Origin of the sequence: Nostoc sp. C110 (assembly GCF_043099725.1) — a bacterium.
In the GTDB taxonomy this organism is placed as follows: Bacteria; Cyanobacteriota; Cyanobacteriia; order Cyanobacteriales; family Nostocaceae; genus Nostoc; species Nostoc muscorum_A.
On sequence record NZ_CP171148.1, the window covers coordinates 6,783,238 to 6,808,286 of the forward strand.

Sequence of the window (25,049 nt, forward strand, 5' to 3'; positions counted from 1 at the left end):
TATGGAAACCGAACAACAGCAACGTGAATCTATCAATACTTCAATATCACAAGGTGCGCTAGCACTTGAAGGTGTAGATGCAAACTTGCCAAAGTTACCGCCAGCATCGGAACCGGAATCTCAATGGCAGCAAATTAGCAGACAATTTTCTCAATTTTTGGAGAAACTACCCGACTACTTAGGTAGCTTTTTTCAGGACTATAAACAGCCTCTAATAACTGTTGCGTTAATTCTAGCTGCCATTGTTACAGCAAAGTTAGTGCTAGCACTACTGGATGCGATCAATGATATTCCATTACTATCACCACTCTTTGAATTAGTGGGAATTGGTTATGCCAGTTGGTTTATTTTCCGCTATCTACTAAAAGCTTCAACTAGGCAAGAATTAGCTGATGAAATTCAATCCCTCAAAAATCAATTTGTGGGCGAATAAATTTTCCAACCATTCAACTACCACACTACATTATGGTAGAAGTCTATCTACCTTTAAGACAAGGGGCTTAAACTCCTTGTCTTAAATAGTAGATGTAAATTATTAGTATTTAACCTGAATTAATATTAATCTTTTGATACACCGCAAGATAGAGGATGGAATCCTCTTTTGAAATTTAAATCACTTCTAAAGATAGTAGTTCGGAGATTAAAAAAAGCTTAATCTAGTTTTTGAAGTTATTTAATAGATTCTTTTACGAGGACATAAATTATGGCTAATGAAGCAGTTAAGAGAGATATAGATTCATCTGATCGCGCTGAAGCAGATAGTTATGATCGCGGCATTATTCCAGCCGAAACTGCTGCTCGGATCGAAAGAGAAGGCGGCAACTACAAAACACTCCCTACAGAAGAAAGGGAAGCAGATGCACCTACAGATGACCAAACCGATCCAGAAAGTATACGCACTACTGACGGATACACCGTAGACAAAGAAGGTTTGTTGAACAACTATGCAGTTGAACCGGAAATGTACTACGAAGAACCAGGTGATGCACGCAAACAAGCAGCAGAAGATACTGCACAACGTGTTGAAGAACTTGGAGAAGTTAATCAGGATGAAGAAGGCAAGTTGACCGAAAAGGGTGACAAACGCGGTAGAGGCCCAGGAATAATTTAATTAACAACTATCCTTTTGGTGGGTGCAATTACACGTAAAAAGGCTAAATAGACAGTTTGTAGAGACGCAATTATAGTAATTGCGTCTCTATTTATATAGCAATACGCTAGGGTTAACGCCAAAGTCCTTTAACTGCGTTGGGCTTTGTGCAACCTATCTAGCTCAGTGCAATTGCGTAACTAATTTTACAGGCGACGAAGCCAACTTGTTAAAAGTAGACTCATCTTTATATCCACACAAATTTTGCTGGATATAAAGTAAGTACCTGATTGAAATAATCTAAAAATATGGGGCTTTTAATATTTTCTGTTGCTTTAGTTGCCATTGTTGCTCTAATTATCATTAATGCCTACAACGATTTAGTCAAGTATCGCAACCGTTACAAAAATGCTTACTCTCAAATCGATGTTCAATTACAGCGTCGCTATGACTTAATTCCTAACTTGGTGGAAACTGCCAAAGGATACATGAAACATGAGCGAGAAACCTTAGAAGCAGTTATTGCAGCTCGGAATTCTGCAATTAATGCTAGCAGTCGTGCCGCACAAAATCCCGGCGATCCGCAAGCGATGCAACAGTTGGGCAATGCTGAAGGAGCGCTGACGGGTGCGTTAAGTCGGTTGATGGTACTTTCAGAATCTTATCCAGAATTGAAAGCTGATCGCGCCATGACTCAGGTGATGGAAGAATTATCTTCCACTGAAAACCGGATTGCTTTTGCACGTCAGGCTTTTAATGATGCGGTGACACTTTACAACACCAAGAGCGAATCTTTCCCCAGCAATCTTGTGGCAAATACTTTTAACTTTACTGTTGCAGAATTGCTCGCCGAAGCGACTCCAGAAATGAGAAATGCTCCACGCGTGTCTTTTTAAATATCTATGAATTTCTTTGAACATCAGGATCGGGCACGCCAAAACACGCAACAATTAATTGGATTATTTTCCCTGTCGATCGCAGTCATGATTATGGCGATTTACATTGCCACTTTATTTCTGCTCCGTATGGCTCCCCGTGTTTGGTGGCATCCAGGGATATTTCTCTACGTGGCTGGGATTACAATAATTGCGATCGCAGTGGGAAGTCTCTATAAAATTGCCTGTCTCCGTCAAGGAGGAAGCGTCATTGCTCAGGAGTTAGGGGGAAGACTCTTACTCCCAGATATGGCAGATGAACAAGGGCAACAACTATTAAATATAGTCGAGGAAATGGCGATCGCTTCTGGTATTTCTGTCCCACAAGTTTATCTCCTGGAAAGAGAAACCGGTATTAATGCCTTTGCTGCCGGATTTACGCCCAATGATGCTGTAATTGGTGTTACCCGTGGGACTTTACAACATCTAAACCGAGATGAGTTACAAGGAGTCATCGGCCACGAATTCAGCCACATTCTTAATGGAGATATGCGGCTAAATTTGCGTTTAGTGGGACTCTTGCACGGGATTTTGTTCATTTATTTAACCGGAGAATTGTTGTGGCGCATTCGTGGTAGCTTCCGTTTAGGAAAAGAAGATAAGGGTTTACCTATCTGGGCTTTTGGTTTGTCACTAATGGCAATTGGCGGTATCGGATTAATCTGCGGACGCTTGATTAAAGCCGCCGTCTCTCGCCAACGCGAATTTCTTGCCGATGCTTCGGCTGTACAGTTCACTCGCAACCCCAACGGACTTAACGGAGTCTTTCAAAAACTCCAACAGATGGATTCACGCTTGATTTCGCCTGGTGCAGAAGCCGCTAGCCACATGTTTTTTGGCAATGCGCTCAACCCCTCTTTCTGGGACAATATGTTTTCTACCCATCCACCTCTAGCAGAACGTATCCGTCGCGTTGGGGGTTTGAACGTCAGCAATTTGCCAGCAATGCCATCTCGCAGTCAAATGCGTTCCCCTTCCCAGGAATCTCTAACAATGGGCTTTGCTGGTGGTTCCAATGCCATGCCAGAACAGGTTGTAAACCAAGTTGGAAGCGTTACACCAGAGCATTTTGCCCATGCTCAAGCACTGTTATCGCAGTTACCAGAATCCCTGCGCTTGGGTGTACGGGAGCAGGAAAGTGCAATGGCGATCGCTTTTGCGCTAGCGTTAGATACAGAAAATATCGAAATCCAAGAACGTCAAATAGCTTGGTTACGCGAGGTGCAGCCTGCTGAGTTGGTAGACAAAACTCTAGAATTGAGTAGCGAAATTAGCCAGTTAGATGCCAAAATTCGCTTACCACTTGTAGATTTGGCAGTACCCGTATTGCGCCAGAATTCTGCCAAAGAATGCCAAAGACTATGCAAATGTGTCCACGGTTTAGCTGTAGCCACCGGAAGTTTATCACTGTGGCATTTTGTGTTGCAGTTACTACTGTGGCATCGCCTCCAACCTAGTATAAATCCTACATCTACAACAACAGTAGAATACACCTCCATAGAACAGATTTGGCCAGATAGTCTGTTAATACTGTCCGTAATTGCCCGCGTTGGACACTCTCAACCCAATGCTTCCACCGAAGACATCGCCTATGCTTTTCGTTCTGGAGTTTTTCGGCTTCCCAAAGCCGCAGAACAAGAAAAACCAGACACGCCACCAAGCTGTAATTTCACTGAACTGAAGAAAAGTATTGAACGCCTCCGCCTTGCCAGCCCTAAACTCAAGCAAGCTATTGTAGATGCCTGCGCTCACACGGTACTATTAGATAACAAAGTTACACAGTCAGAAGCAGATTTGCTCAGAGCGATCGCTATGACGCTAGACTGTCCCATCCCTCCATTTTTAAACCCTCAGCGTGGCATTTCAAAACAGAAACAATCTTCTCCGAAGGGAAGTTAATTAGGACTTACGCAAGAACTCTCTGAAACTCTTATTTCTCCGTGTCCTCTGCGCCCTCTGTGGTTCGTTTTTCATTATTTTGCGTAAGTCCTGTTAATGTAACGAGTGAGACACAATTATTTATAACTAAACAATAAAGTCCGCAAAAACGGACTTTTCTATTATTCTTTTTTATAGCTAGAAATAGCTGTTTAACAGGAAAATAACGTGTTGCATTATCACATTTACAAGCAATTGATTTATTTTCGCTCTCGTTTTTGTCTTGGCGTTCTTCTCTACAAGACGCTGCACATTGGCGGTTGGTTCATTTTCACAACTAAAATAGGTTTGCTATCTGGCCAAAAGAGTATCATATTGTACAAAAACTCTTGGCATTGCCTAGAAGTATTAACTTGCTTAAAAAAGTTTAGACAAAATGCCAGCATTCTAGAAATTTGATTGCTATATTAGATTAAATAACTATTCTGGCAAGGATTAAAAAGCTGTGCGGGATGATTTACAGGGCTTGGAAATTAGTCAGGATGAACTGCAAAAGCTGACTAATTTACCTGTCAATGATCAACTTTTAATCATTACAAATCCTATCAAAAATTTTGCAAAATTATACATCCAAAAGATTAAAAGTTCGGAAGGAGCAACTGTAGTTTTTATTGGGTTTGCTACATTTGTTTTTGGCTATCTTTTATTTGATATAATTCTCAAAATATTTGTATCATGGATAGCAATTCCCTCCTGGATAGTATTAATTATATTAGGTCTTTGGGTTGGCGGTCTGACGCAAACCATCTTATATTTAATCTGGAAAAAGAGAAGTAAAATTGTCAAACTCAACATGACAAACTCTCTCCAAATCCTGTTAAACGATGTTGAAAGATATAATACTGTAATTAGAGCAATACATATCAATGACCAAATAGAAGAAGCTGGTAATCCAGAAGTGCTGATAAAAGAAAGAGAGAGTGTTCTCGCAGCACTTAATCTGACTAAAGCTGATTTAGTTCGCGCTTTGAGGACAGAAAGGATTTTGAGAGAAAATAAGAGCTTTATCCTTAGTAATACAGAACTATTCGTCAACAATTTAGCAACTTTAACAGCCATGCAAGTAAATGAACAGGCTACTGAGCATGGAAGGTTGCTCAATGAAGCATTACAGATTGCATTAGATGTGCAACACGAAATGAAACGATTACAGACTCAGGGTTAAAATAATTTGTAATGACTCTCTACAATATGCTTAACGTAATCATGTTCATTTGCGAACAGCGTATGCAGACAAGACTCAGTAACGTAATTCGTAATCGAAAAATAGGTCAGACTAAAAAACCTCTTCTGATAGCCCAGTTATGGCTAGAGATTTAGACTTCAACTGTAACGTAATTACCAATTGTTCGTAGCTTTTTTCATAATACTTCCCACGGTAGCGATCCCCGGTCTAACATAAAGAATATCAAGAAAGTGATCGCTTATCGGCATGGACTGGAAAGAAGTCAGAGGTAACTGGGTAATCATTCCCCGAAATCCCATAGGTATCATCCATTTTTTAGGAGGTGCATTTGTCGCCACTGCACCACACATCACTTATCGCTGGTTACTCGAACAACTGGCAAGTAAAGGCTATGTTGTAATTGCTACGCCTTTTGTCAATACATTGGATCATACAGCGATCGCAAAATCCGTGCTGTTAAACTTTGACCGCACCCTGGAACGATTACATGATTCTGGAGCATTACGCAAGCTTTACTTCCCCATCTATGGTCTTGGACACAGTATGGGCTGTAAACTTCACTTGCTAATTGGTAGCCTCTTTAAAGTAGAACGTGCAGGCAATATTTTAATATCCTTCAACAACTACGCCGCCAAAGAAGCTATTCCCCTAGTAGAACAGTTCAATTCTACTTTGAAAATCGAGTTTACTCCCTCACCGTTGGAAACTAACAAGCTTGTCCAAGAGCGTTACACTATCCGACGTAATTTATTAATAAAGTTTAGTAATGACACCATTGACCAATCAGCAGCTTTAACCAAAATATTACAAGAACGCTTTGATGATATGGTGACAGCACAAACGTTACCAGGAAATCATACAACGCCTTTAGGTCAAGATATTAAATGGCAAACTGGAACGTCTTTTACCCCCTTTGATGCATTAGGGCAATGGTTCAAGCAAGAAGCATACCGCGACTTGAACCAGTTAAGAAGTTCTATCCTGTTGTGGATGAATCCTCTTGCACCTCCATAACGTTTTATGACTGTCAAAAAGCCATAAATTCGACTGGGAAATATAGAAAAATTCCAGCTACATTAACTAATGTAATAATATTGGCATTAGTTAATAGTAGGAGGTTTCAGCTTTTTATTCTTCACGAGAGGCTATGCGAACAAAGTAGGTCTAAAACCCTTACAGCAAACTTTGAATTATTTACGCTGTCCTACTTATTAATACAGAAATACAGCAGGTTGCAACTAAGTACATAATTTAGGAATAAAAATTTAGATATAAAGAGTTTCTGCCTCCCACATTAAAACCCGTAGCTTTGTACTTCATGAAAAAGAAAACTGTTTTATTAGTAACTAATTAATTAAAATTATTTTTTAATTTCTATCTTTTCACCAAATTATTAATGAGTTTTTCTGAGAAATTGCTATGTTCCAAATACTAATAATTGATGATGATTATTCCATAAAAATACTTTTGAAAAGGATGTTGGAAAAACAGGGTTATGAAGTAGTTACTGCCAGTAGTGGCGAGGAAGGAATAGAAAAAGCGCTAGCTTGCCATCCAGCACTAATTATTTGTGATTGGATTATGCCGGGGTTAACTGGTCTGGAAGTCTGCCAGCGTATTAAGGCAGATCCCAGATTTTTTACCACATTCTTTATTTTATTAACATCCTTAGACTCAGTTGCCGATTGCGTCAAAGGTCTAGATGCTGGTGCTGATGATTTTATTTCCAAACCTATCGAGCATAATGAATTACAAGCGCGGGTAAGAGCGGGGTTACGCCTGCATCAGTTGAGTAGGGATTTGCAGGCTCAAAAGTTGCTTTTAGAATCAGAAATGTCAGAAGCAGCAGAATATGTGCGATCGCTGCTGCCTTTTCCTATGACTGAACCTTTCAATATAAATTTTCGATTTATTCCCTCGCGGCAACTCGGTGGTGACTGTTTCGATTACTATTGGCTTGATGACGATTATCTAGCAATTTATTTACTCGATACTGCGGGACATGGACTCAAAGCTACTCTTCCCTCAGTTTCAGTGCTGAATCTGCTGCGTTCTCGTGCGCTCAAAAGTCTGAATTACTATCAACCTAGTGATGTGTTGAAGGCTTTGAATGATACCTTCCAGATGAATTATCAAAATGACAAATACTTTACGATTTGGTACGGAGTTTACAATCGAATTACCCGCCAATTAGTTTATTCTAGTGCAGGTCATCCGCCAGCAGTTTTAATAACTGGTTTATCACCGAGAAAGTCTGATGTTCAACTCTTGAAGACCCCCGGTATGCCAGTTGGGATGTTTCCAGAAGCAAAATATGTTGACGGGGTTTACAATATTGAAAAATTCAGTAGCCTTTACATTTTTAGTGATGGCGCTTATGAAATCACTAAATCAGATGGCACTCTTTGGAGTTTGGATGCTTTTATTCAGCTACTAGTTAGCTTACAAAATCCTGTTGATTGCCAACTCGATCATGTACTGAGTTATTTAATCGCTCTGAACTCCAAAGATGCTTTTGATGATGATTTATCTATTTTGCAAATGAAGTTTGATTAATTATGTATTGGATACTAAAACCTGATTAAATGCGTCTTGGCTAGGGAATATTTCAAATACTTTATCCATATTAGTAAGTTCAAATAATATCCTTACTTGCTCATTAATTGAGCAGAGAACAAGCTTAGTATCTGCTGCCCGCAAGGTTTTAAAAGCTAACACTAAAGCTCCTAAACCTGAGCTATCCATAAATATTACATCTTTAAAATCCACTAACACAATTTTCGCACCAGTTTCTAAAATATCAGTGATATTTTGTCGAAATTCTTGTGAAGTTGTGGCATTCAAATTACCACTGAGCTGAATAACTTTTACTTGTTCTCTCATAATTATGTCACGCTTATTTGTGTAAATGATGCTCTGATGCCGCTATTTTCGCTATTATATACCCATCATAGAGCATTTAAAAATGCTTTCAAAATTAAATCTAACATTAAAAATTGAGTAATAAATGATAATTAATCTGTATAGATGAAGATTCATTATAACTATTTAAATATAATGTTTTTGTAATTATAAAAAAAATACTAGCTTAATTAAGTATATTTTTTCTACTCCGAACAGACTAACTATAAATAACAAAATTGGTAAGTTGGCATGATAAAACCCATGTATGTTTAATTGTGTAAAAACATTGGAATAACCAATTTTCAAGCTTTTGCTGATTTTATGTTTTATCACAGATATTGATTTTTAACGCCAACTTACTTTCATCTCATTGATGTAGCTATCTACTGATCTACAAGCTGAAGTTATGACTTTTCAGATTATTTCCTAAATATTTTTTTATTTATGTCCGATTACTTACATTATGGAAATAATTTATCTCTGGAATGCCGCTCTAGAGCTAAAAATTTCGGTTTCAACAGCGCCAAGTAAGCTTAAACCTACACCAACGCTTTAACAGAACTTCTCAGAGGCGATCGCATCTGCAATTTTAGTATTCCCAATATTTGTCATTTTTCAACAGACAGCATAAAAAGTAAAGAGTTATGAACTTATAACTCCTAACCCCTAACTCCCTCAAACAGGACTGACTTTAGCTCTGTAAAGCAGCTTCTCACCTTGAAGATATCCAGTGTAGCGCACCTTGACTATTTCTCCAGGTAATGAAGTTCCCTCGATCAGTTGGTGTAGTTGGGGATTATAAGGTAATTCTGCTCCCACTGGTGCGATCGCTTCGACTCCCCACGCCTGTAAAAGCTTTTCCAGAGGTTTCTGCACTAATGGTACTATTTTCACTGCTGCTAGCTGTGGATTCTCTTGGGCTTTCTGCGCTGCTGTTGGCCATTGCAATAATAAAGACTCCAGCAGTTGTAAAGTTGACTGCTGGAGTTCTTGTAGTAATATCTCTCGCTGCTGTTCTAGTTGAAACTGCGATCGCTGATACTCTTTTCTTAAGTCTGTAATCTCTTGTAACAATTCCTGACTGGGCGCTGCTTTCTCTTGTAATAACTCTACAGTTGAAAAAGTTGCGATTAATTCATTCAATGGCATCTGTAGCACTCGTGACAGCTTCAGCAGCACATCTACCCGCATCTGCTCTAGCTTTCCTTGGCGTAACCGCAAAAGTTGCCGTTCTGAAACACCAGCAGCTCGACTCAGCGCTTTAAAACTAGAAATACCCACCTGTTGCATTAAATCTTGCAACTTTTGGGAATGGGGCATTGGACATTGGGCATTGGGCATCCCTTCGGCTCCGCTCAGGGCAAAGTGGGCATTGGGCATTGCGGACTGGGGATTGGGCATGGGTATTGGTGATTAAGTTTTTTCTCAATTCCCAATGCCCTATTCCCTATTCCCTAATTCCTATTCCCTAATTCCTATTCTTCCAGTAAACTTCTCAACATCCAAGCGGTTTTTTCGTGTACTTGCATCCGTTGAGTTAATAAATCGGCAGTAGGCTCGTCGTTAACTTCCTCTATCACGGGGAAAATAGACCGTGCAGTTCTGACTACGGCTTCTTGTCCTTCCACTAATAAGCGGATCATCTCAACAGCTTTCGGAACCCCAGGAGTTTCTGGAATTGAACTCAGTTTGGCATATTCGCTGTAGGTTCCCGGTGCGGGATAGCCAAGCGCTCTAATTCTCTCGGCTATTAAATCAACCGCTAAAGCTAATTCTGTATACTGGGTTTCAAACATCAAATGTAAGGTTTGGAACATCGGCCCCGTTACATTCCAGTGGAAGTTATGAGTTTTCAGATAAAGTGTATAAGTGTCAGCCAACAGACGAGATAAACCCTCGGCAATTTTAGCCCTACTCGCCTCGTCAATGCCGATATTTACATTTTTGACTGTTACTTTTGATGACATAATTTTCTCCTAATTAGGTTATATGTAATTGGGGATTGGGAATTGGGGATTGGGCATTAGTCAGGAGCCAGCATATTATTATTCTCCCCTCTCTCCCTGCCTCCCCTGCTCCCCCTGCCTCCCCTGCCTCCCTATCTCATTCTCTATGCCAAGTGCATCTTTAAAACGCTACGGGGTGCTTTACGAACTCTGGCTAAAACGGTTTCTTTGCCTAAACGCTGGCAAGCTTCATACCGATGGCAACCAGAAAAGCCATAATATTGTCCATCTACTTCTAGGACATCAATAGGTTCTTGCTGCCCAATCTCCGCAATCGATTCCATTAAGGCTTGCACTTTATTTGGATCGTTTGCACGAGGCAATGGCCGTTTTATCTGATTTAATGGAATTTCTTGGACTCTAACCATAAGGAGTTTATCCAACTAGTTCTGTTTTGTGTCTCTAAATAAATCATAGTCGTTATGACTTCGTTTTGCAATCTATATTTAGGGCAAAACTGGTAATGGTATCATTGGAGCGCTCATGCGACAAAAAGACCGCACTGCAAAGCAATTGGAAAATAAGCTCCAACGCCGCATTAGGGGGCAAAAGAAGCTCGATATGCTGCGCGTAGCTTTCTTCCCCATAGGGTTACGCTATCAGGTAGCCATGAAATTTTTGTTTTGGCGTTTTTCCCACACTGTGCTGACAACATTTTGTCTATTGGGACTGACTGCTGCATCAGGCCCTGAGAGTAACATCCAGGATATAGGACTGAAAATTGGGATTGTGCAGCGATTTGGTTCACAACCCACAGCTAAACTGCAACTGGAACCCACAAAAGGCGATCGCTTAAAGCTAAAATTTCAAGCGGGTAACAAGCAGCAAATCCTGGTGACAAAGAATCCTGTAAAACTGGAAACAGTTATGCAAGCTTTACCCCAGCCAGCAGTTGAAGAAATGGTAGTTTTAGGCACATACCGTACTTTTGAAACTGCGGAAGATAGTGCTAACAAATGGCGTTCTCAGGGAATAGAAGTGGAAATCGCCCAGCCAGAACGCTGGCAAGTTTGGGCTAAACGAGATGTTTATAGCACTCCTTTATTGCGACGCTTACTATTGCAGAACATCCAAGCTTCTAATAAAGATAAAGTATATCTTGATACTAAAGTTTTACAACAAGTGCCGCAAGTTAGTTGGGTGGTGGATGGTAAACGCTATAGCCCAAATGATTTGGAAATCAGCACTGATAAAAACTTGATTCGGGTGAATAAAAGCGAAAAACCAGAAAATGCTCGTCTTTATTCTGGACAGATGAATTTGCAGCCAAATGCTTACGGCACATACACTTTAGTTAACCAAGTCCCTTTAGAAACTTATTTACGTGGGGTTGTGCCTTACGAAATAGGAACGGATGCACCAAAAGCGGCGTTAGAAGCCCAAGCAATTCTCGCCCGGACTTATGCTTTAAGAAATTTACGCAGGTTTGCCGCAGATAACTATCAGTTGTGTGCCGATACTCACTGCCAAGTTTATTATGGGCTAAATGGAGCGGCTGCTAAAACAGACCAAGCGATCGCCTCCACCAGGGGTAAGGTAGTAACTTATAAAAACGAACTAGTAGATGCCCTGTATTCTTCTACCACAGGTGGTGTCACTGCTTCCTTCAGCGATGTCTGGAATGGCGATGATCGTCCCTATTTGCGCCCTGTACTAGATGCTGCGACTAATTTTTGGAACTTGTCTAAGCAGAGTTTGGCAGATGAAAAGAACTTCCATAAATTTATTAATATCCAACAGGGATTTAATGAGAGCAAATGGGATGCTTTTCGTTGGCGCAGGGAAACCCGTTTAGAGGATATTATCAAGGACTTGCAAAAATTTTTGCAGGTAAAAAACAGTCCTCATGCCAAATTTAAGACAATTCAGGCTATGGCAGTGGTGAAGCGAAGTGAGAGTGGACGCATCCTGGAACTCGCAGTTAAAACTGATAAAAGCACCTTTATTCTTCACAAAGACGAAGTTCGCAGTGCCTTTGCTGCTCCTACAAGTACGTTTTTTTACCTAGAACCTCTGAATAAAGGCAAACCAGAACTGTGGGGATACGCTTTTATTGGTGGTGGATTAGGACATGGAGTTGGCTTGAGTCAAACTGGCGCTCAAAATCTAGCAAAACTAGGTTGGTCAAGTCCTAAAATTCTCCAATTTTATTATCCTGGTACTCAGATTCAAGTTCTCAACAAAGAGATTAAATTCTAAGCTAATCGCTTTTTACAGCAGTTTGCTTTTTGAGTGAGATACAAAATACAGGACTCAAAATTAGATAGAAAAAGTTTCTACCTCCTACCTCCTGCCTCTATCTTGAGGTAGGAATAAGGAATCAACAAAAGCTAAAATTGCTGAGGTGGAACTCAATACTAAACAAAATTAAGCAGGAACACTAAATTTACTGTGTTCCTGCTCAACATGAAATCAGTCTTTTTTTCAAAGTGGCTTTAAGAGGCACACACAAATTGATGCTTAGTCTTGCAACATTGAGACCTTGGACGATCACTCAGTCCAAATGTTCGAGCAACTATAATCACCAATAGAAATAGGTTTTTGGCTATTTAGTTTTGCTCTTAATAGAGTTCTTCTTCTTTGTGAGTTTCGATTGTGACATTAGAAGTTGGGTAAGCAACACAGGTCAGTACATATCCAGCTTCTATTTGATCATCATCTAAGAATGATTGATCGCCTTGATCGACAGTACCTGATACGAGTTTACCTGCACAGGTAGAGCAAGCACCAGCACGGCAAGAGTAGGGCAGGTCAATACCAGCTTCTTCAGCTGCGTCTAGAATATAGGTATCGTCCTCAACATCAAGAGTTGTGTTCAGCCCTTCAGCCTCGTTAATTAGTGTCACTTTATAGGTTGGCATTGAGTAATCCTCTCTTTTGTGAACGGCAGTATAAGTTATCTTAAGCCAAAGGTCGCGGCTGTTCTTGAGAATTAGCCGCTAGTTTATATTTGCTTCAATTCTGATACTACGAGAAAAATTAAACTATGTAACTCGAAATTGAACCCGATTAGTAATGAAATTTAGTTGCTTAATCCCGATAAGTTTTATTTATGTATTTACTGCCCTAGTTGAGCTGTGATAATAAAAAACTATGCTCTAGCTAAGAAAGCATGATTAAATTTGATGTTATTTAAATTTGCAGCAAGGTTTTATCATCCATAAGCTCGGACTTTTGTCAAGACAATCAAGAAACTTGAGAGGTTGTTTGAAATCAAGAAACTTCCTGCAACAACTCGGAAAATTTCAAGACTAACAAAAACCGATTTTTAAGCAGGTTACATAATGAGTTTGTGCCAAGTTTTTATATAAAATGATTATGTCTAATTCAGGAGCAGCTTTGGAAAAAGCAAGAGTGCGTGTCGGTTTGGTAGGTACTGGGTATGCGGCAAAGTTCCGGGCTGAAGCATTGCTCCATGATGAGCGATCGCAGTTGATAGCGGTTGTTGGTCATACCGCAGAAAAAACAGAAGCCTTTGTCAGAGAGTACCAGATTAAAGCATTGAGTTCTTGGCAAGAGCTAGTAGAGCGTGAAGATGTAGACCTAGTAGTGATTTGCACTGTTAATCGAGATCATGGTGCGATCGCTCGTGCAGCACTTACCAATGGCAAACATGTAATTATAGAGTATCCCCTTTCGTTGGATGTAGTCGAAGCAGACGAACTGATTGCCCTAGCCAAAGCACAAAAAAAACTCTTGCACGTAGAACACCTAGAACTTTTGGGTGGTTTGCATCAAGCCTTGAAGCAAAACTTAGCCAAAGTTGGTGAAGTGTTTTATGCTCGCTACAGCACCATCAATCCCCAAAATCCTGCACCCCGTAAATGGACTTATAACCACGAGTTGTTCGGTTTTCCCTTAATTGGGGCCCTGTCTCGCCTACATCGCCTCATCGATTTATTTGGTACAGTATTTACTGTTAACTGTCATCAGCGATATTGGGAAATAGAACCGGAATATTACCAAACCTGTTTCTGCACTAGTGAACTGTGCTTTAACAGTGGACTTTTAGCCCAAGTAGTCTATGGCAAAGGCGAAAGTATTTGGCAATCAGAACGCAAGTTTGAAGTTCACGGAGAAAAAGGTGGTTTAGTCTTTGATGGCGACACCGGAATTTTCATCCAGCCAGGGGAAACAACATCTATAGAGGTTGGCCCTCGTCGGGGTTTGTTTGCTAAAGACACAGCTATGGTGTTAGACCATCTTTTTGATGGTACTCCTTTGTACGTTACCCCAGAGCAGAGTTTGTATACCTTAAAGGTTGCTGATGCTGCTCAAAGAGCTGCACAGACAGGGTTCACTATGTTTATGTAAATTTGTCTAGATGAAAGTTAATGAAAACTGAACTAATTGTCATTTTATCCCAACGAGAAATAGAGAAAATGCGTCAAGCTGGGCGTTTAGCAGCCAAACTTCTCCAGCATCTCGAACCGTTTGTGAAGCCAGGAGTTAGCACTCTAGAACTAAATGATGAAGCCGAACGTTGGACGCAAGCGCATGGAGCAAAAAGCGCACCTCTTGGCTATAAGGGTTATCCAAAATCGATTTGTACCAGTGTCAATGAGGTAATTTGTCATGGCATTCCTAACGCCAAGCAGATTCTCAAAGACGGTGACATTATTAATATTGATGTAACGCCCATTGTTGAAGGGTATCACGGCGATACATCCAAGACATTTTTTGTTGGTACTCCCTCCCCAAAAACGAGAAAGCTGGTAGAGGTGACAGAGGAGTGTTTGCGTCTGGGTATTGCTGAAGTGAAACCGGGGGGACGGATTGGCGATATTGGTGCAGCTATTCAAGAGTATGCTGAAGGGCAAGGCTTTTCTGTAGTGCGAGATTTTGTTGGACACGGCATCAGTAACATTTTCCACACTGCGCCAGATGTTCCTCATTATGGTACTCGCGGTAAAGGCAAGCGCCTCAGACCGGGGATGGTTTTTACTATTGAGCCAATGATTAATGAAGGTACTTACGAAGTCGAAGTTCTCAGTGACAAGTGGACTGCGGTAACGCGCGATCGCAAATTATCTGCTCAATGTGAGCACACCTTAGCTGTAACTGAAGATGGTGTTGAAATTCTTACCCTACCTGAAGGCGAGAATTACTGGGCTGTATGACAACATTATGATGAAAAATTCCTTTCATTTGGAAGAAACCAAAGCCACTAGTTTAACTAAAAGACTTATATTTCGTTCGCTCAAAGATGTCGTAAAATCTCTTGTTTTTTCTCATAGCTCTTTGTTATGGAGGTAAGATTATGACCCAAGCGTTGCCAAAATTACTTACCTTCAATGAATTTATTGAGTGGTATCCCAATGATGGTAAACGCTATGAATTGCACAGAGGAGTAATTATTGAAATGCCACCCCCAAGCGGAGCGCATGAAAAATTTGTTGCGTTTTTATCGCGGAAATTAACCGTGGAGTTTGATCGTCTTAATTTACCCTACGGAATTCCCAAAACTGCATTTATCCAAACTCCTTCTGCCGAATCCGCTTATTCGCCTGATGTGTTGCTGCTAAATCTTGATAATCTTGACAATGAACCGCTTTTTCAAAAACAGTCAACAGTAAGCCAAGCAGCATCAGTTCCAATAGTTATAGAAGTTGTTTCAAGCAACTGGCGAGATGATTATTACAATAAGCTTGGGGATTATGAAGAAATGGGAATTCCCGAATATTGGATTGCTGATTATGCTGCATTGGGTGCAAGAAAGTTCATCGGTAATCCCAAACAACCTACTATTTTTGTATGCGAATTAGTTGATGGTGAATATCAAATGACACCTTTTCAAGGTAACACAGCGATTTTATCACCTACTTTTCCCCAATTAAATTTAACTGCACAACAGATTTTTAATGCGGCTAACTAATTTTTTATAAAACAGAATTCAGCATGAATCCTGACCGAAAAAGCGGATAGCGCAGCGTAAAGCCTGTGGCATGGCTGCGCTTAGAGCGAGTCCGCGAACGTCTGAATATTGCTTTAAAATCAAGCCGAATCATCGGCTTATAGTTAGAGTATTCTGAATTCTGAATTCTGACTCCTTTTTATAATTATCTTCCCAACTTATTAGGAATACCTTCACAACCACCTGGAATAGTAGCTCTAGTTTTTTCGCCACCCCAAGTACAACAGTAGCAACGTGCAGACTCAGACATCCGTTGCACATTACTGAAATCGGCATTTTCCACTACAGCGCCAGTTTGTTCGCCGGTTTCATAATCTGGCGGTTCAGTCCGACTGCGGGGTGATGCTTTATCTACTACACCGTAAAATAGGCGAATGCCGTTGATGTCGGCACCAGTGAGATTAGCATTATATAAAATTGTGCGGGAGAGGTTGGCTTTTACTAAGTCACAACTGGTCAGGTTAGCACGGACAAGATTAGCTTCGCTGAGGTCAGTCCAACGTAAATCAGTACCGGAAAGGTCTGCTGCGGCTAGCATTACACCTAAATCGATGACACGCAAACCTTCGAGGCGGTCTTCTGCATATCCGCCAGTCCCATCGAGAATGGCTCGACCTAATAGGCGATCGCGTTTTAAGGGTGACAGCAACTTGGAACGTGAGAGAAAGCGGAGAATTTTTGCTTTACCACTACCATCAACGCTACTTAAAATTGCCGCAGTGCGCCCTTCAGCGATCGCTCTTTCTTGAGGCCAATCTTCTAATAACCCTTCTTCATCTAACACCAAGTCTGAAATGCCTTGGAAATAAGAATCAATTGTCTGTTGCTGGGTGATAATATTTTGCTGAACTGTGAGCAGGTTTTGCTGAATTGTCAAGTCTTTGGAAATAACATATTGCCGCCACGCTACATAAACGGCAATAATGGCGATCAGAATTTGCCCCAAAGCACCAAACCAATCTGCTAGGGTTCCAGCAATGTCCCAGTTAATTTTGCGTCCTAAAGCAAGTAAGCGATCGCCCACACCTGTGAACCTGATCAAGCCGATGATGGCTACTAGTAATCCCAAAAAGGCCACAAACAGGGTGCGTTCTTGGGGTGAAAACCACTCATCTAAAACTTCTTGGAACCAAGGCAATAATATGGCTAAGGATAACAGCAAAGTTATCAGCGTTCCGATAATGCCAACGATCCAGTTATTGAGGATAATTCCGATGAATGTGATGGCGATCGCTATTAGAGTAATTAGCAATGCTCTTGGCTTAACTGTGAATTGGCTGGTAATGGGTTGCTTGAAGTCAGAACGAGCTTGTTTTAAAGCATTTGTATGTTGTGGAGATTGTAAAGACCCAATCACCGCGAGTACTTCTGAGGTTAGGTTTCTCTCAGTTGAACTACTGTCAAAGTCATCCGGTTGCAAGTCGTTTTCGGGGACTGGTTCTGGGGTTGGTAGATTAGAGGAATCGGATTCAATCGTCATGTTTTCTATTTTGCCCCTTCAATCCTGGTTATGCAGCGTTCCTACCGGAGTAAATCGTTAAAAAATAGGCTGAAGATTATCCTGCTTGTGCTTGTGGCAACTACCACTATTGCCCTAACAGTCATCGCCAGACCTGTTGCTCACCTAACTTTAACAGCCTGGAGCGATCGCGATGATCGTCAACCCCTGCCTCCTGGCACGGTTGATGATGCCAGTCACCTGAATCAGACACAGGTGACAATTAAGCAGGTTAAAAGTCAGCCTGGAGTTGCTGAGGTGCTACTACAGTCTGTACTTAGAGATGCTTTACGTCAAGGTAAGAAGGTAGCGATCGCTGGTTCACGCCATACGATGGGTGGTCACACTCTGTATGCTAAAGGCATCTCCTTGGCGATGCTTAACTTCAACCGGATGCAATTCAATCCGGCGACTAAAATTCTGACGGTACAATCAGGAGCTAAATGGTCTGAGATTATTCCCTACCTAAATGAACGTGGCTATTCTGTCGCCGTCATGCAGTCCAACAACGATTTTTCTGTTGGCGGTACGATGAGTGCTAATGCTCATGGTTGGCAACATAATAGTCCCCCCTTTGCTAGCACGGTCGAAAGTTTCCGGTTAATGCTGGCAAGTGGCAAGGTTGTACAGTGTTCCAGACAGGAAAACCCAGAGTTATTTTCTTTAGTATTAGGCGGTTACGGGTTATTCGGGATTATTCTTGACGTGGATTTGAGAGTAGTACCCAATGAGACGTATATAGCTGAACGGTTCGTGATTAAAAGCGAGAATTATATTGATACCTATCGGCAACGGGTAGATGGTGCAGCCAATATTGGTATGGCATACGGTAGACTTTCTGTTGCCCCGGAGAGCTTTTTACAAGAAGCTATTCTCACCACTTACCGCCGAATTTTCCAAGGAAGTCAGGCTATTGTCTCTTTAGAAAAACAGCCAGATTCTGGATTACCTAGGACAGTTTTTCGTGGCAGCGTTGGCAGTGACTATGGCAAAAACTTGCGCTGGCAATTAGAAAAAATTATTGGGGGAGAAGCCGGAAGCCGGGTTTTGAGAAACCAGATTCTCAACCGTCCCTCCACCTTATTTGAAAATCGTCATCAGGCAGAGACTGACATCCTGCATGAGTACTTTATTCCCCCTCAATCTCTGGAAGCTTTTTTAGAGAAGTGTCGCGTGATTATTCCTCAGTCCAAAGGGGATTTGCTCAATGTCACGGTGCGAAATGTTCACCAAGATAACGACAGTTTTCTCAGATATGCCGATGGGGAAGTTTTTGGATTGGTGATGCTGTTTCATCAGCAACGCAGCCAAGAGGGGGAGGCAAAGATGGAGGTAATGACCCAGAAACTGATTGAGGCAGCCCTCGCGGTTGGCGGTAGGTATTATCTACCCTATCGTCTCCATGCCACACCTGAACAATTTCGTCGAGCTTATCCACAATCTGCTAAATTTTTCGCCCTCAAGCGCAAGTATGACCCCTATGGGATTTTTCAGAATTATTTTTACCTGAAATACGGCAAATAAATGAAGTGTATTTGATGATTTTAAGCTCTTTACTCTGCCTCCTCTGCGCCTCTGTAGTTAAAAAACTTTTAAACCGCAGAGGCACAGAGATCGCTGAGAAAAAATATTCATGAATTGCCCCTACGACATGGATAAAAATATATATTGTGGGGTGGGCATCTTGCCCGCCCTGATTAATCAGCGTCCAAGATATCCACCCCACAAAATTGAGTAATTTATTTGTTGGAATTCCCAGTCCTTTGCCCTCAATTAAGGTGCAAGGGCATTACCCCGAATTAGACTACCAATAGTTTTGGCAGTAATCTTCAATTGGGTGATGGGATTAGCTGGGACAACCGTTTTATACAGATAGCTATCGAATGTTAGCCGTTGTACATCGAGGTCATCACACATTTCCACAAACGCTTCGCGGGTAGCGTCGGAACGATAGAACACACTTTGCAGAATGTCCAACACCTTGTAGGTGAGTCCGTATCTCTTATCCCAACGCTTCAGGTAAACCTTGAGATCGCCTTCTGTAGGAATACGGCTACCACCGTTAGAGGTTTCTACAATGGTTTCAGCACACATCCGCCCAGATTTAGCGGCAAAATAAATACCTTCACCAGAAGACTTGGTAACATAACCAGCAGCATCTCCCACCAAAGCGATGCGACCAACGACACGACGGGGACGGGGATGTTCTGGAATTGGGTGCGCTTCGACTTTGATGATTTTACCGCCTGCCAACTTCTCGGAAGCACGGGCGCGAATACCAGCTTGTAACTGTTTGATGCTGGCTTTATTGATGTGCATTGTGCCAGTACCGACAGCTACGTGGTCATATTTGGGGAAAACCCAAGCGTAGAAATCGGTCGAAACGTCATCACCGACATACATTTCGGCGAGGTCGTTATAGTAGGCCATTTTGTCTTCGGGTAAGCGAATTCGCTCTTGGAAAGCGATCGCATAATTGTAATCCCCAGCGTCCATTTCTTTGGCAACGCGAGAATTAGCCCCATCTGCCCCAATGATTAAATCCACCTTCAGGGTTTTGGCAATTCCCTGTGAAATACCTTCTGTATGGTCAACGTAATGGATGGTATAGGGATCAGTATTGTTTCCTGGTATATCAAGTTTATGAACAGTGGCATTAATTAAATTTGCGCCTAATTTTGCCGCGCGATCTCGCAAAAAGCCATCCAGCACTTCCCGGCGGCACATTCCTATATATTCATCTTCATTTACCAGATTGATATCAACTTCCCGATTAGAAGGTGAAATCATTTTCATCTTCCGTACCCGGCGATCGATAATCTCTGGTGGTAAGTCAAATTCACTCACCATACATAGGGGAATTGCGCCCCCACAAGGCTTTGCATTGTCTAGCTTCCGCTCAAATAGGTAGGTTTCAATCCCAGAGGCTGCCAGTGTTTCAGCGGCAGATGAACCAGCAGGGCCTGACCCAATAACAGCAACCCGTAGTGTCAAAGGTCTTTCTCCCAAATCTTCACATTTACCGAGAGCATACTACCACGGTCTTTCTAGTGATTTGGCGCTTTTCCTCTAGGTTTCTGCTTAAATGCAATATTCCTTAATGTTTCGATACGAATTGAGATTGGGAATAGGGCATTGGGAATTGGGAATTAGGTATTGGGAAGAATGAAGAATATTGCCTAGTCGCCAATCCCAAAATATGCAGATTTCCTTGTTCGATTCTTTTGCTAGACAAGTTAGTACCGCCGCAATTACCGGATATCAAAAGCACATTTCCCCACACAAAGGTTTTGCTTGTGCCCACAGAATACTATATGGCGGCGAATCTTGCTCTGGGTACTTCAAGCGGGTAATTGCTAAGGAAGGGTTAAAAGTAGCATTTGTCAATAGTCGTGAACGATTTCAAGCTTGTAAAGAAGCTAACCATATTTTGCGTAAACGCGCAGTAGCTTTCCGCTATGTGTCTATGTCAATCGAAAATTCCGAAGAATCTACAGAGGAAGAAGCAGAAACACAGCAACGAAAACAAGCATCTGGTAAAGTTGGTCAAACATCCTCATTTATTAACAGCAACAATACTGAATGTTTTGATTGTGCCGATTTGGGCTGCAATTGTGCCGAGATACTTAATATCGCTCCTGATTGTGGTGCCCCTGATTGTAGTTTCCTAGATTGCAGTGGTGCTGATTGTAGCTTTCTCGACTGTGGCAGTTGCGGTAGCTAAATCTTGTTCATCTATAAATAATTATGTATGGTATATGTAAGACACAGTAATCCTACCAAGGATCTGTAGATTTAGTTGCAGAGGTATAGCAGCAGTGGGCATAGTAGTTGAGAATGTCTCCAAACAATTCGGGAGTTTCAAGGCTGTTGATGAGGTTAGCCTGGAAATTAAGAGTGGTTCGCTAGTTGCGTTGCTTGGGCCGTCGGGGTCGGGTAAATCTACGCTACTACGGTTAATTTCAGGTTTAGAAATGCCAGATAGCGGCAAAATCCTACTTACCGGTAAGGATGCTACATACCAAAGCGTGCAGCAGCGCAATATTGGCTTTGTATTTCAGCACTATGCCCTATTTAAGCATTTGACTGTCAGGCAGAATATTGCTTTTGGCTTAGAAATTCGCAAGGTACAGCCAAAGAAGATTAAGGGAAAGGTAGAACAATTACTAGAGTTGGTGCAATTGAGTGGATTAGGCGATCGCTATCCATCACAACTTTCTGGTGGTCAAAGACAACGGGTAGCCTTAGCAAGGGCATTAGCAGTAGAACCTGAAGTGTTACTCCTAGATGAACCCTTTGGCGCACTTGATGCTAAAGTCCGCAAAGATTTACGGGCATGGTTACGCCGCCTCCATGATGAGGTTCATGTTACCACGGTTTTCGTCACCCACGACCAAGAGGAAGCAATGGAAGTTTCCGATGAAGTTGTGGTCATGAATAAAGGGCGCGTGGAACAGGTGGGGACACCATCGGAAATTTATGATAATCCTGCCACCGCATTTGTGATGAGCTTCATCGGCCCGGTAAATGTATTACCCAGCAACTCGAAGATTTTTCAAAGTAGCGGGTTTGATGCGCCACATCCACAAGTATTTTTGCGCCCGCAAGATGTGATTTTAGAAAAGGCTGCTAACGGTGCCACTACACCTGCAACAGTGAGCCGATTGATACATTTAGGTTGGGAAATTCAGGTAGAATTAACTTTCGATGATGGGCAAGTGGTGATGGCCCATTTAACGCGCGATCGGTTTAATGACTTAGAGTTAGAACCGAAACAGCGTATATATGTCAAGCCAAAGGATGCGAAATCCTTCCCTGTGTCTTATTCAATTTAGACTTTTGCCAGTTTCCCAATGGTCAAAACCCCTAGTTAATCGCTGTCTAATTCAGCTATTGGCTAGGGGTTTTAATCTTGCGTAGGCTAGAGAAAGTATAACTTTACAATGCTAAAATTATCTACAAGTGTAATGGAATAAAATAGCAAAACAATTAAATTGATTAGCCCATGAATAAAAAGTCAATTAATTAATAGTATAAGAAATATAGAAAATATTTAGGTGACATAGTTATAGTAACGTAAGTAATATTTCGTCAAAACATTAAGATGAAATCTCTATTTCATTGCAACTAAAATCTGTATTTGGGTATTAAATAACATTAAATAAATCCACTAAAAGCATTGAAATATCTAGCGAAAACCCGGTCACTCAGTTAGGTAAATAAACTGATTTTTAACGTTGATTTAGACTTGAATAAAGCTGCTTGTATTTGTCTTTGTGCCAGTGTATAGACCAACAAGCATAACAACACCGAAACTTCCAAGATGAAAACCCTAATTATTGACAATTATGACTCTTATACTTTTAATCTTTACCAATTAATTGCAGAAGTAAATGCAGAGTATCCCACTGTGATTTACAACGATCAATTTGCATGGGATGAACTACAACATTGGGAATTTGACAACATTGTGATTTCACCAGGGCCAGGCCGTCCTGAGAATCTAAAAGATTTTGGGATCTGTCGTCAAGCTATTCAAAATACCCAAGTGCCACTTTTAGGTGTTTGTCTTGGACATCAAGGACTTGGTAATGAGTATGGAGGAAAAGTTATTTATGCACCTGAAGTTCAGCATGGTCGGATCAGTGAAGTTTATAACAATGGTACTGGTTTGTTTGCGGGAATTCCTTCTCCTTTCTCTGTTGTGCGTTACCATTCTTTGCTGGTTGCAAATGACCTACCAGACTGTTTAGAAAAAGTAGCGTGGACAGAGGATAATCTGGTGATGGGAATGCGCCATCGATCCTTGCCGTTATGGGGTGTGCAATTTCATCCAGAGTCAATCTGTACTCAATATGGACAAATCTTATTCGAGAATTTTAGAGAGATTACCCTAAAATTTGCCCAAGAGCGCGGCAATAGTCCAAGAAAACACTATTGGATAGGAAATAGCGGGACTGCTCCCATACCTGCAAGTTCTTCTTCCCAAAAACAGCAACAGGAATTTCAACTTTGTACGCACAAGCTGAATCTGTATCCCGATACCGAGCAAATGTTTGTGCATTTGTTTGGCAAATCACCAAATACCTTCTGGCTAGATAGCAGTCTGGTTGAATCTGGTCTTTCTCGCTTTTCCTTTATGGGGGATAGCAGTGGCGAAAACAGTCTGCTAATTCGCTATCAGACGCGATCGCAGGAACTCACGATTACACAGTCCGATACCATAAGCTGTAAGACAAAGGGTATTTTCGAATATCTCCAGCATGAAATTGAACGGCGACATTGCTCATCTGATGATTTACCCTTCGATTTCAACTGCGGATTTGTGGGTTACTTTGGCTATGAATTAAAGGCAGAGTGCGGATCTAAATTAAATCATGCCTCTAGCTTACCTGATGCTATGTTTCTGTTGGCCGATCGAATGATTGCAATCGATCACCAGGAACAAACACTCTATCTGCTTTGCCTAATTCAGCAAGGACAATACGACTTAGCAGAAGCCTGGTTTGAATGGATCGGGCACCAGATTGACCATCTTCTTCCCCTATCGCCTATTGTTCCACCAGAAGTTCAAACACCTGTTATTTTCCGATTAAGTCGGTCTGAAAGGACTTATCTTGATAATATTCAGATGTGTTTGCAAGAAATTCACGAAGGAGAAACTTATCAAGTTTGTTTAACAAACAAGATTCACACAGACACAACACCCGATCCCCTGGCATTCTATCGTTCATTACGCCGCATCAATCCTGCTCCATACTCTGCATTTTTGCGCTTTGGCGATGTGGCGATCGCTTGCTCATCTCCAGAGCGATTTCTGCACATTGATTGTCAAGGCTGGGTGGAAACAAAGCCCATTAAGGGAACGCTACCACGAGGAAAAACACCCAACGAAGATTTTATCCTGCGTGAAAAATTGCGGAACAGTGAAAAAGATCGGGCTGAAAATCTGATGATTGTGGATTTGCTTCGCAATGATTTAGGACGGGTTTGTGCAGTCGGTACTGTCCATGTTCCCAAATTGATGGATGTGGAAACCTATGCTACGGTACATCAACTGGTGACGACTATTCGCGGTCATTTACGCGCTGATATGAGCGCCACAGACTGCATTCGCAACGCCTTTCCCGGCGGTTCGATGACAGGCGCTCCCAAACTCAGAACCCTTGAGATTATCGATCGATTAGAGCAAGAAGCACGGGGAGTTTACTCAGGAGCGATCGGCTTTTTGGGATTGAATGGTTCGGCTGATTTGAATATTGTCATTCGTACTGCTGTGCTGACTCCAGAGGAAACCTCAATTGGCGTTGGCGGCGGCATTGTGGCGCTTTCTGATCCTGAAATGGAGTTTCAAGAAACACTTCTGAAAGCAAAGGCATTGATTCATGCCATGATGATCGCCACGCATGGAGCCTTTGATTCTAACCAATATTACATCCAGGGGATAGAAACAGAGGCTTTTGATAGCTATAAAAAAGTGCGAGCAGTTTCCTAGCCGCCGCTAACTTTAGTCGGGTAACTCGCTCAAAATCCCAACAGGTGGGATTTTTGTTAGACTACTCACCTGTGCGTAACCAA

22 protein-coding genes are annotated in these 25,049 nt (G+C 41.6%); 15 read left to right on the forward strand and 7 right to left on the reverse strand.

Annotated features, from left to right (window positions below):
• Position 1 precedes the first annotated feature (1 nt).
• From ACFFRD_RS34195 to ACFFRD_RS34225, 7 genes are all read left to right on the forward strand, one after another.
• Positions 2-433: a CAAD domain-containing protein gene (locus ACFFRD_RS34195; RefSeq protein ID WP_392480298.1), complete on the forward strand. Its 432-nt coding sequence runs from the start codon at positions 2-4 to the stop codon at positions 431-433.
• Positions 434-703: 270 nt separating this feature from the next.
• Positions 704-1,111: a hypothetical protein gene (locus ACFFRD_RS34200; protein WP_185586450.1), complete on the forward strand. Its 408-nt coding sequence runs from the start codon at positions 704-706 to the stop codon at positions 1,109-1,111.
• A gap of 287 nt (positions 1,112-1,398) precedes the next feature.
• A complete protein-coding gene (locus ACFFRD_RS34205; protein WP_114084712.1) occupies positions 1,399-1,986 on the forward strand; it encodes a LemA family protein in 588 nt (195 codons plus the stop codon).
• 6 nt (positions 1,987-1,992) lie between these two features.
• Positions 1,993-3,924 (forward strand): M48 family metallopeptidase, encoded by a 1,932-nt coding sequence (locus ACFFRD_RS34210; protein WP_392480301.1) that lies wholly within the window; start codon positions 1,993-1,995, stop codon positions 3,922-3,924.
• A 484-nt stretch (positions 3,925-4,408) separates the two neighbouring features.
• On the forward strand, positions 4,409-5,128 hold the full coding sequence (locus tag ACFFRD_RS34215) for a hypothetical protein (protein WP_392480303.1): 720 nt from the start codon (positions 4,409-4,411) through the stop codon (positions 5,126-5,128).
• 267 nt (positions 5,129-5,395) lie between these two features.
• Entirely contained in the window at positions 5,396-6,163 is a 768-nt protein-coding gene (locus ACFFRD_RS34220; RefSeq protein WP_114084715.1) for a DUF1350 family protein, read from the forward strand.
• 405 nt (positions 6,164-6,568) lie between these two features.
• Complete coding sequence (locus tag ACFFRD_RS34225) at positions 6,569-7,705, forward strand: SpoIIE family protein phosphatase (protein WP_114084716.1); 1,137 nt, start codon at positions 6,569-6,571, stop codon at positions 7,703-7,705.
• Here ACFFRD_RS34225 and ACFFRD_RS34230 read toward each other — a convergent pair whose 3' ends face one another.
• The 4 genes from ACFFRD_RS34230 to ACFFRD_RS34245 all read right to left on the reverse strand — a co-directional run bounded on the left by ACFFRD_RS34230 (position 7,706) and on the right by ACFFRD_RS34245 (position 10,427).
• Positions 7,706-8,032 carry an STAS domain-containing protein gene (locus ACFFRD_RS34230; RefSeq protein ID WP_114084717.1) on the reverse strand — a complete coding sequence of 109 codons (327 nt, stop codon included), beginning with the start codon at positions 8,030-8,032 and terminating at the stop codon, positions 7,706-7,708. It abuts the gene before it with no gap.
• Between the two features lie 696 nt (positions 8,033-8,728).
• The gene (gene grpE / locus ACFFRD_RS34235; RefSeq protein ID WP_392483241.1) at positions 8,729-9,394 is read right to left on the reverse strand and encodes a nucleotide exchange factor GrpE; all 666 of its coding nucleotides are present in this window, start codon (positions 9,392-9,394) and stop codon (positions 8,729-8,731) included.
• Positions 9,395-9,528: 134 nt separating this feature from the next.
• Entirely contained in the window at positions 9,529-10,020 is a 492-nt protein-coding gene (locus ACFFRD_RS34240; RefSeq protein ID WP_012410091.1) for a Dps family protein, read from the reverse strand.
• A gap of 143 nt (positions 10,021-10,163) precedes the next feature.
• The gene (locus ACFFRD_RS34245; RefSeq protein ID WP_012410090.1) at positions 10,164-10,427 is read right to left on the reverse strand and encodes a ParB N-terminal domain-containing protein; all 264 of its coding nucleotides are present in this window, start codon (positions 10,425-10,427) and stop codon (positions 10,164-10,166) included.
• A 115-nt stretch (positions 10,428-10,542) separates the two neighbouring features.
• Here ACFFRD_RS34245 and ACFFRD_RS34250 point away from each other — a divergent pair, with 115 nt between their 5' ends.
• Positions 10,543-12,258 (forward strand): SpoIID/LytB domain-containing protein, encoded by a 1,716-nt coding sequence (locus tag ACFFRD_RS34250; RefSeq protein WP_392480305.1) that lies wholly within the window; start codon positions 10,543-10,545, stop codon positions 12,256-12,258.
• A gap of 362 nt (positions 12,259-12,620) precedes the next feature.
• On the opposite strand, the gene ACFFRD_RS34255 is transcribed toward ACFFRD_RS34250, so the two are convergent.
• Complete coding sequence (locus ACFFRD_RS34255; protein ID WP_012410088.1) at positions 12,621-12,920, reverse strand: ferredoxin; 300 nt, start codon at positions 12,918-12,920, stop codon at positions 12,621-12,623.
• A gap of 457 nt (positions 12,921-13,377) precedes the next feature.
• On the opposite strand from ACFFRD_RS34255, the gene ACFFRD_RS34260 reads away from it, so the two are divergent.
• From ACFFRD_RS34260 to ACFFRD_RS34270, 3 genes are all read left to right on the forward strand, one after another.
• Complete coding sequence (locus ACFFRD_RS34260) at positions 13,378-14,373, forward strand: Gfo/Idh/MocA family protein (RefSeq protein WP_392480307.1); 996 nt, start codon at positions 13,378-13,380, stop codon at positions 14,371-14,373.
• Between the two features lie 20 nt (positions 14,374-14,393).
• On the forward strand, positions 14,394-15,179 hold the full coding sequence (gene map, locus ACFFRD_RS34265; RefSeq protein WP_340090158.1) for a type I methionyl aminopeptidase: 786 nt from the start codon (positions 14,394-14,396) through the stop codon (positions 15,177-15,179).
• A gap of 140 nt (positions 15,180-15,319) precedes the next feature.
• Positions 15,320-15,934: a Uma2 family endonuclease gene (locus ACFFRD_RS34270; RefSeq protein WP_392480309.1), complete on the forward strand. Its 615-nt coding sequence runs from the start codon at positions 15,320-15,322 to the stop codon at positions 15,932-15,934.
• A 184-nt stretch (positions 15,935-16,118) separates the two neighbouring features.
• Here the strand turns inward: ACFFRD_RS34270 and ACFFRD_RS34275 are convergent, their stop codons facing one another.
• On the reverse strand, positions 16,119-17,453 hold the full coding sequence (locus ACFFRD_RS34275; protein WP_392480311.1) for a pentapeptide repeat-containing protein: 1,335 nt from the start codon (positions 17,451-17,453) through the stop codon (positions 16,119-16,121).
• 93 nt (positions 17,454-17,546) lie between these two features.
• On the opposite strand from ACFFRD_RS34275, the gene ACFFRD_RS34280 reads away from it, so the two are divergent.
• Positions 17,547-18,995, forward strand: a complete 1,449-nt coding sequence (locus ACFFRD_RS34280; RefSeq protein WP_392480312.1) for an FAD-binding protein — start codon at positions 17,547-17,549, stop codon at positions 18,993-18,995.
• Between the two features lie 249 nt (positions 18,996-19,244).
• Here ACFFRD_RS34280 and chlP read toward each other — a convergent pair whose 3' ends face one another.
• Positions 19,245-20,465 carry a geranylgeranyl reductase gene (gene chlP / locus ACFFRD_RS34285; protein WP_114086232.1) on the reverse strand — a complete coding sequence of 407 codons (1,221 nt, stop codon included), beginning with the start codon at positions 20,463-20,465 and terminating at the stop codon, positions 19,245-19,247.
• Between the two features lie 205 nt (positions 20,466-20,670).
• Between chlP and yidD the strand changes: the two genes are divergently transcribed.
• The 3 genes from yidD to pabB all read left to right on the forward strand — a co-directional run bounded on the left by yidD (position 20,671) and on the right by pabB (position 24,966).
• Positions 20,671-21,195 carry a membrane protein insertion efficiency factor YidD gene (gene yidD, locus ACFFRD_RS34290; protein ID WP_179075568.1) on the forward strand — a complete coding sequence of 175 codons (525 nt, stop codon included), beginning with the start codon at positions 20,671-20,673 and terminating at the stop codon, positions 21,193-21,195.
• 94 nt (positions 21,196-21,289) lie between these two features.
• Positions 21,290-22,306 carry a sulfate/molybdate ABC transporter ATP-binding protein gene (locus tag ACFFRD_RS34295; protein WP_392480315.1) on the forward strand — a complete coding sequence of 339 codons (1,017 nt, stop codon included), beginning with the start codon at positions 21,290-21,292 and terminating at the stop codon, positions 22,304-22,306.
• A 488-nt stretch (positions 22,307-22,794) separates the two neighbouring features.
• Entirely contained in the window at positions 22,795-24,966 is a 2,172-nt protein-coding gene (pabB, locus tag ACFFRD_RS34300; RefSeq protein WP_392480317.1) for an aminodeoxychorismate synthase component I, read from the forward strand.
• Positions 24,967-25,049 lie beyond the last annotated feature (83 nt).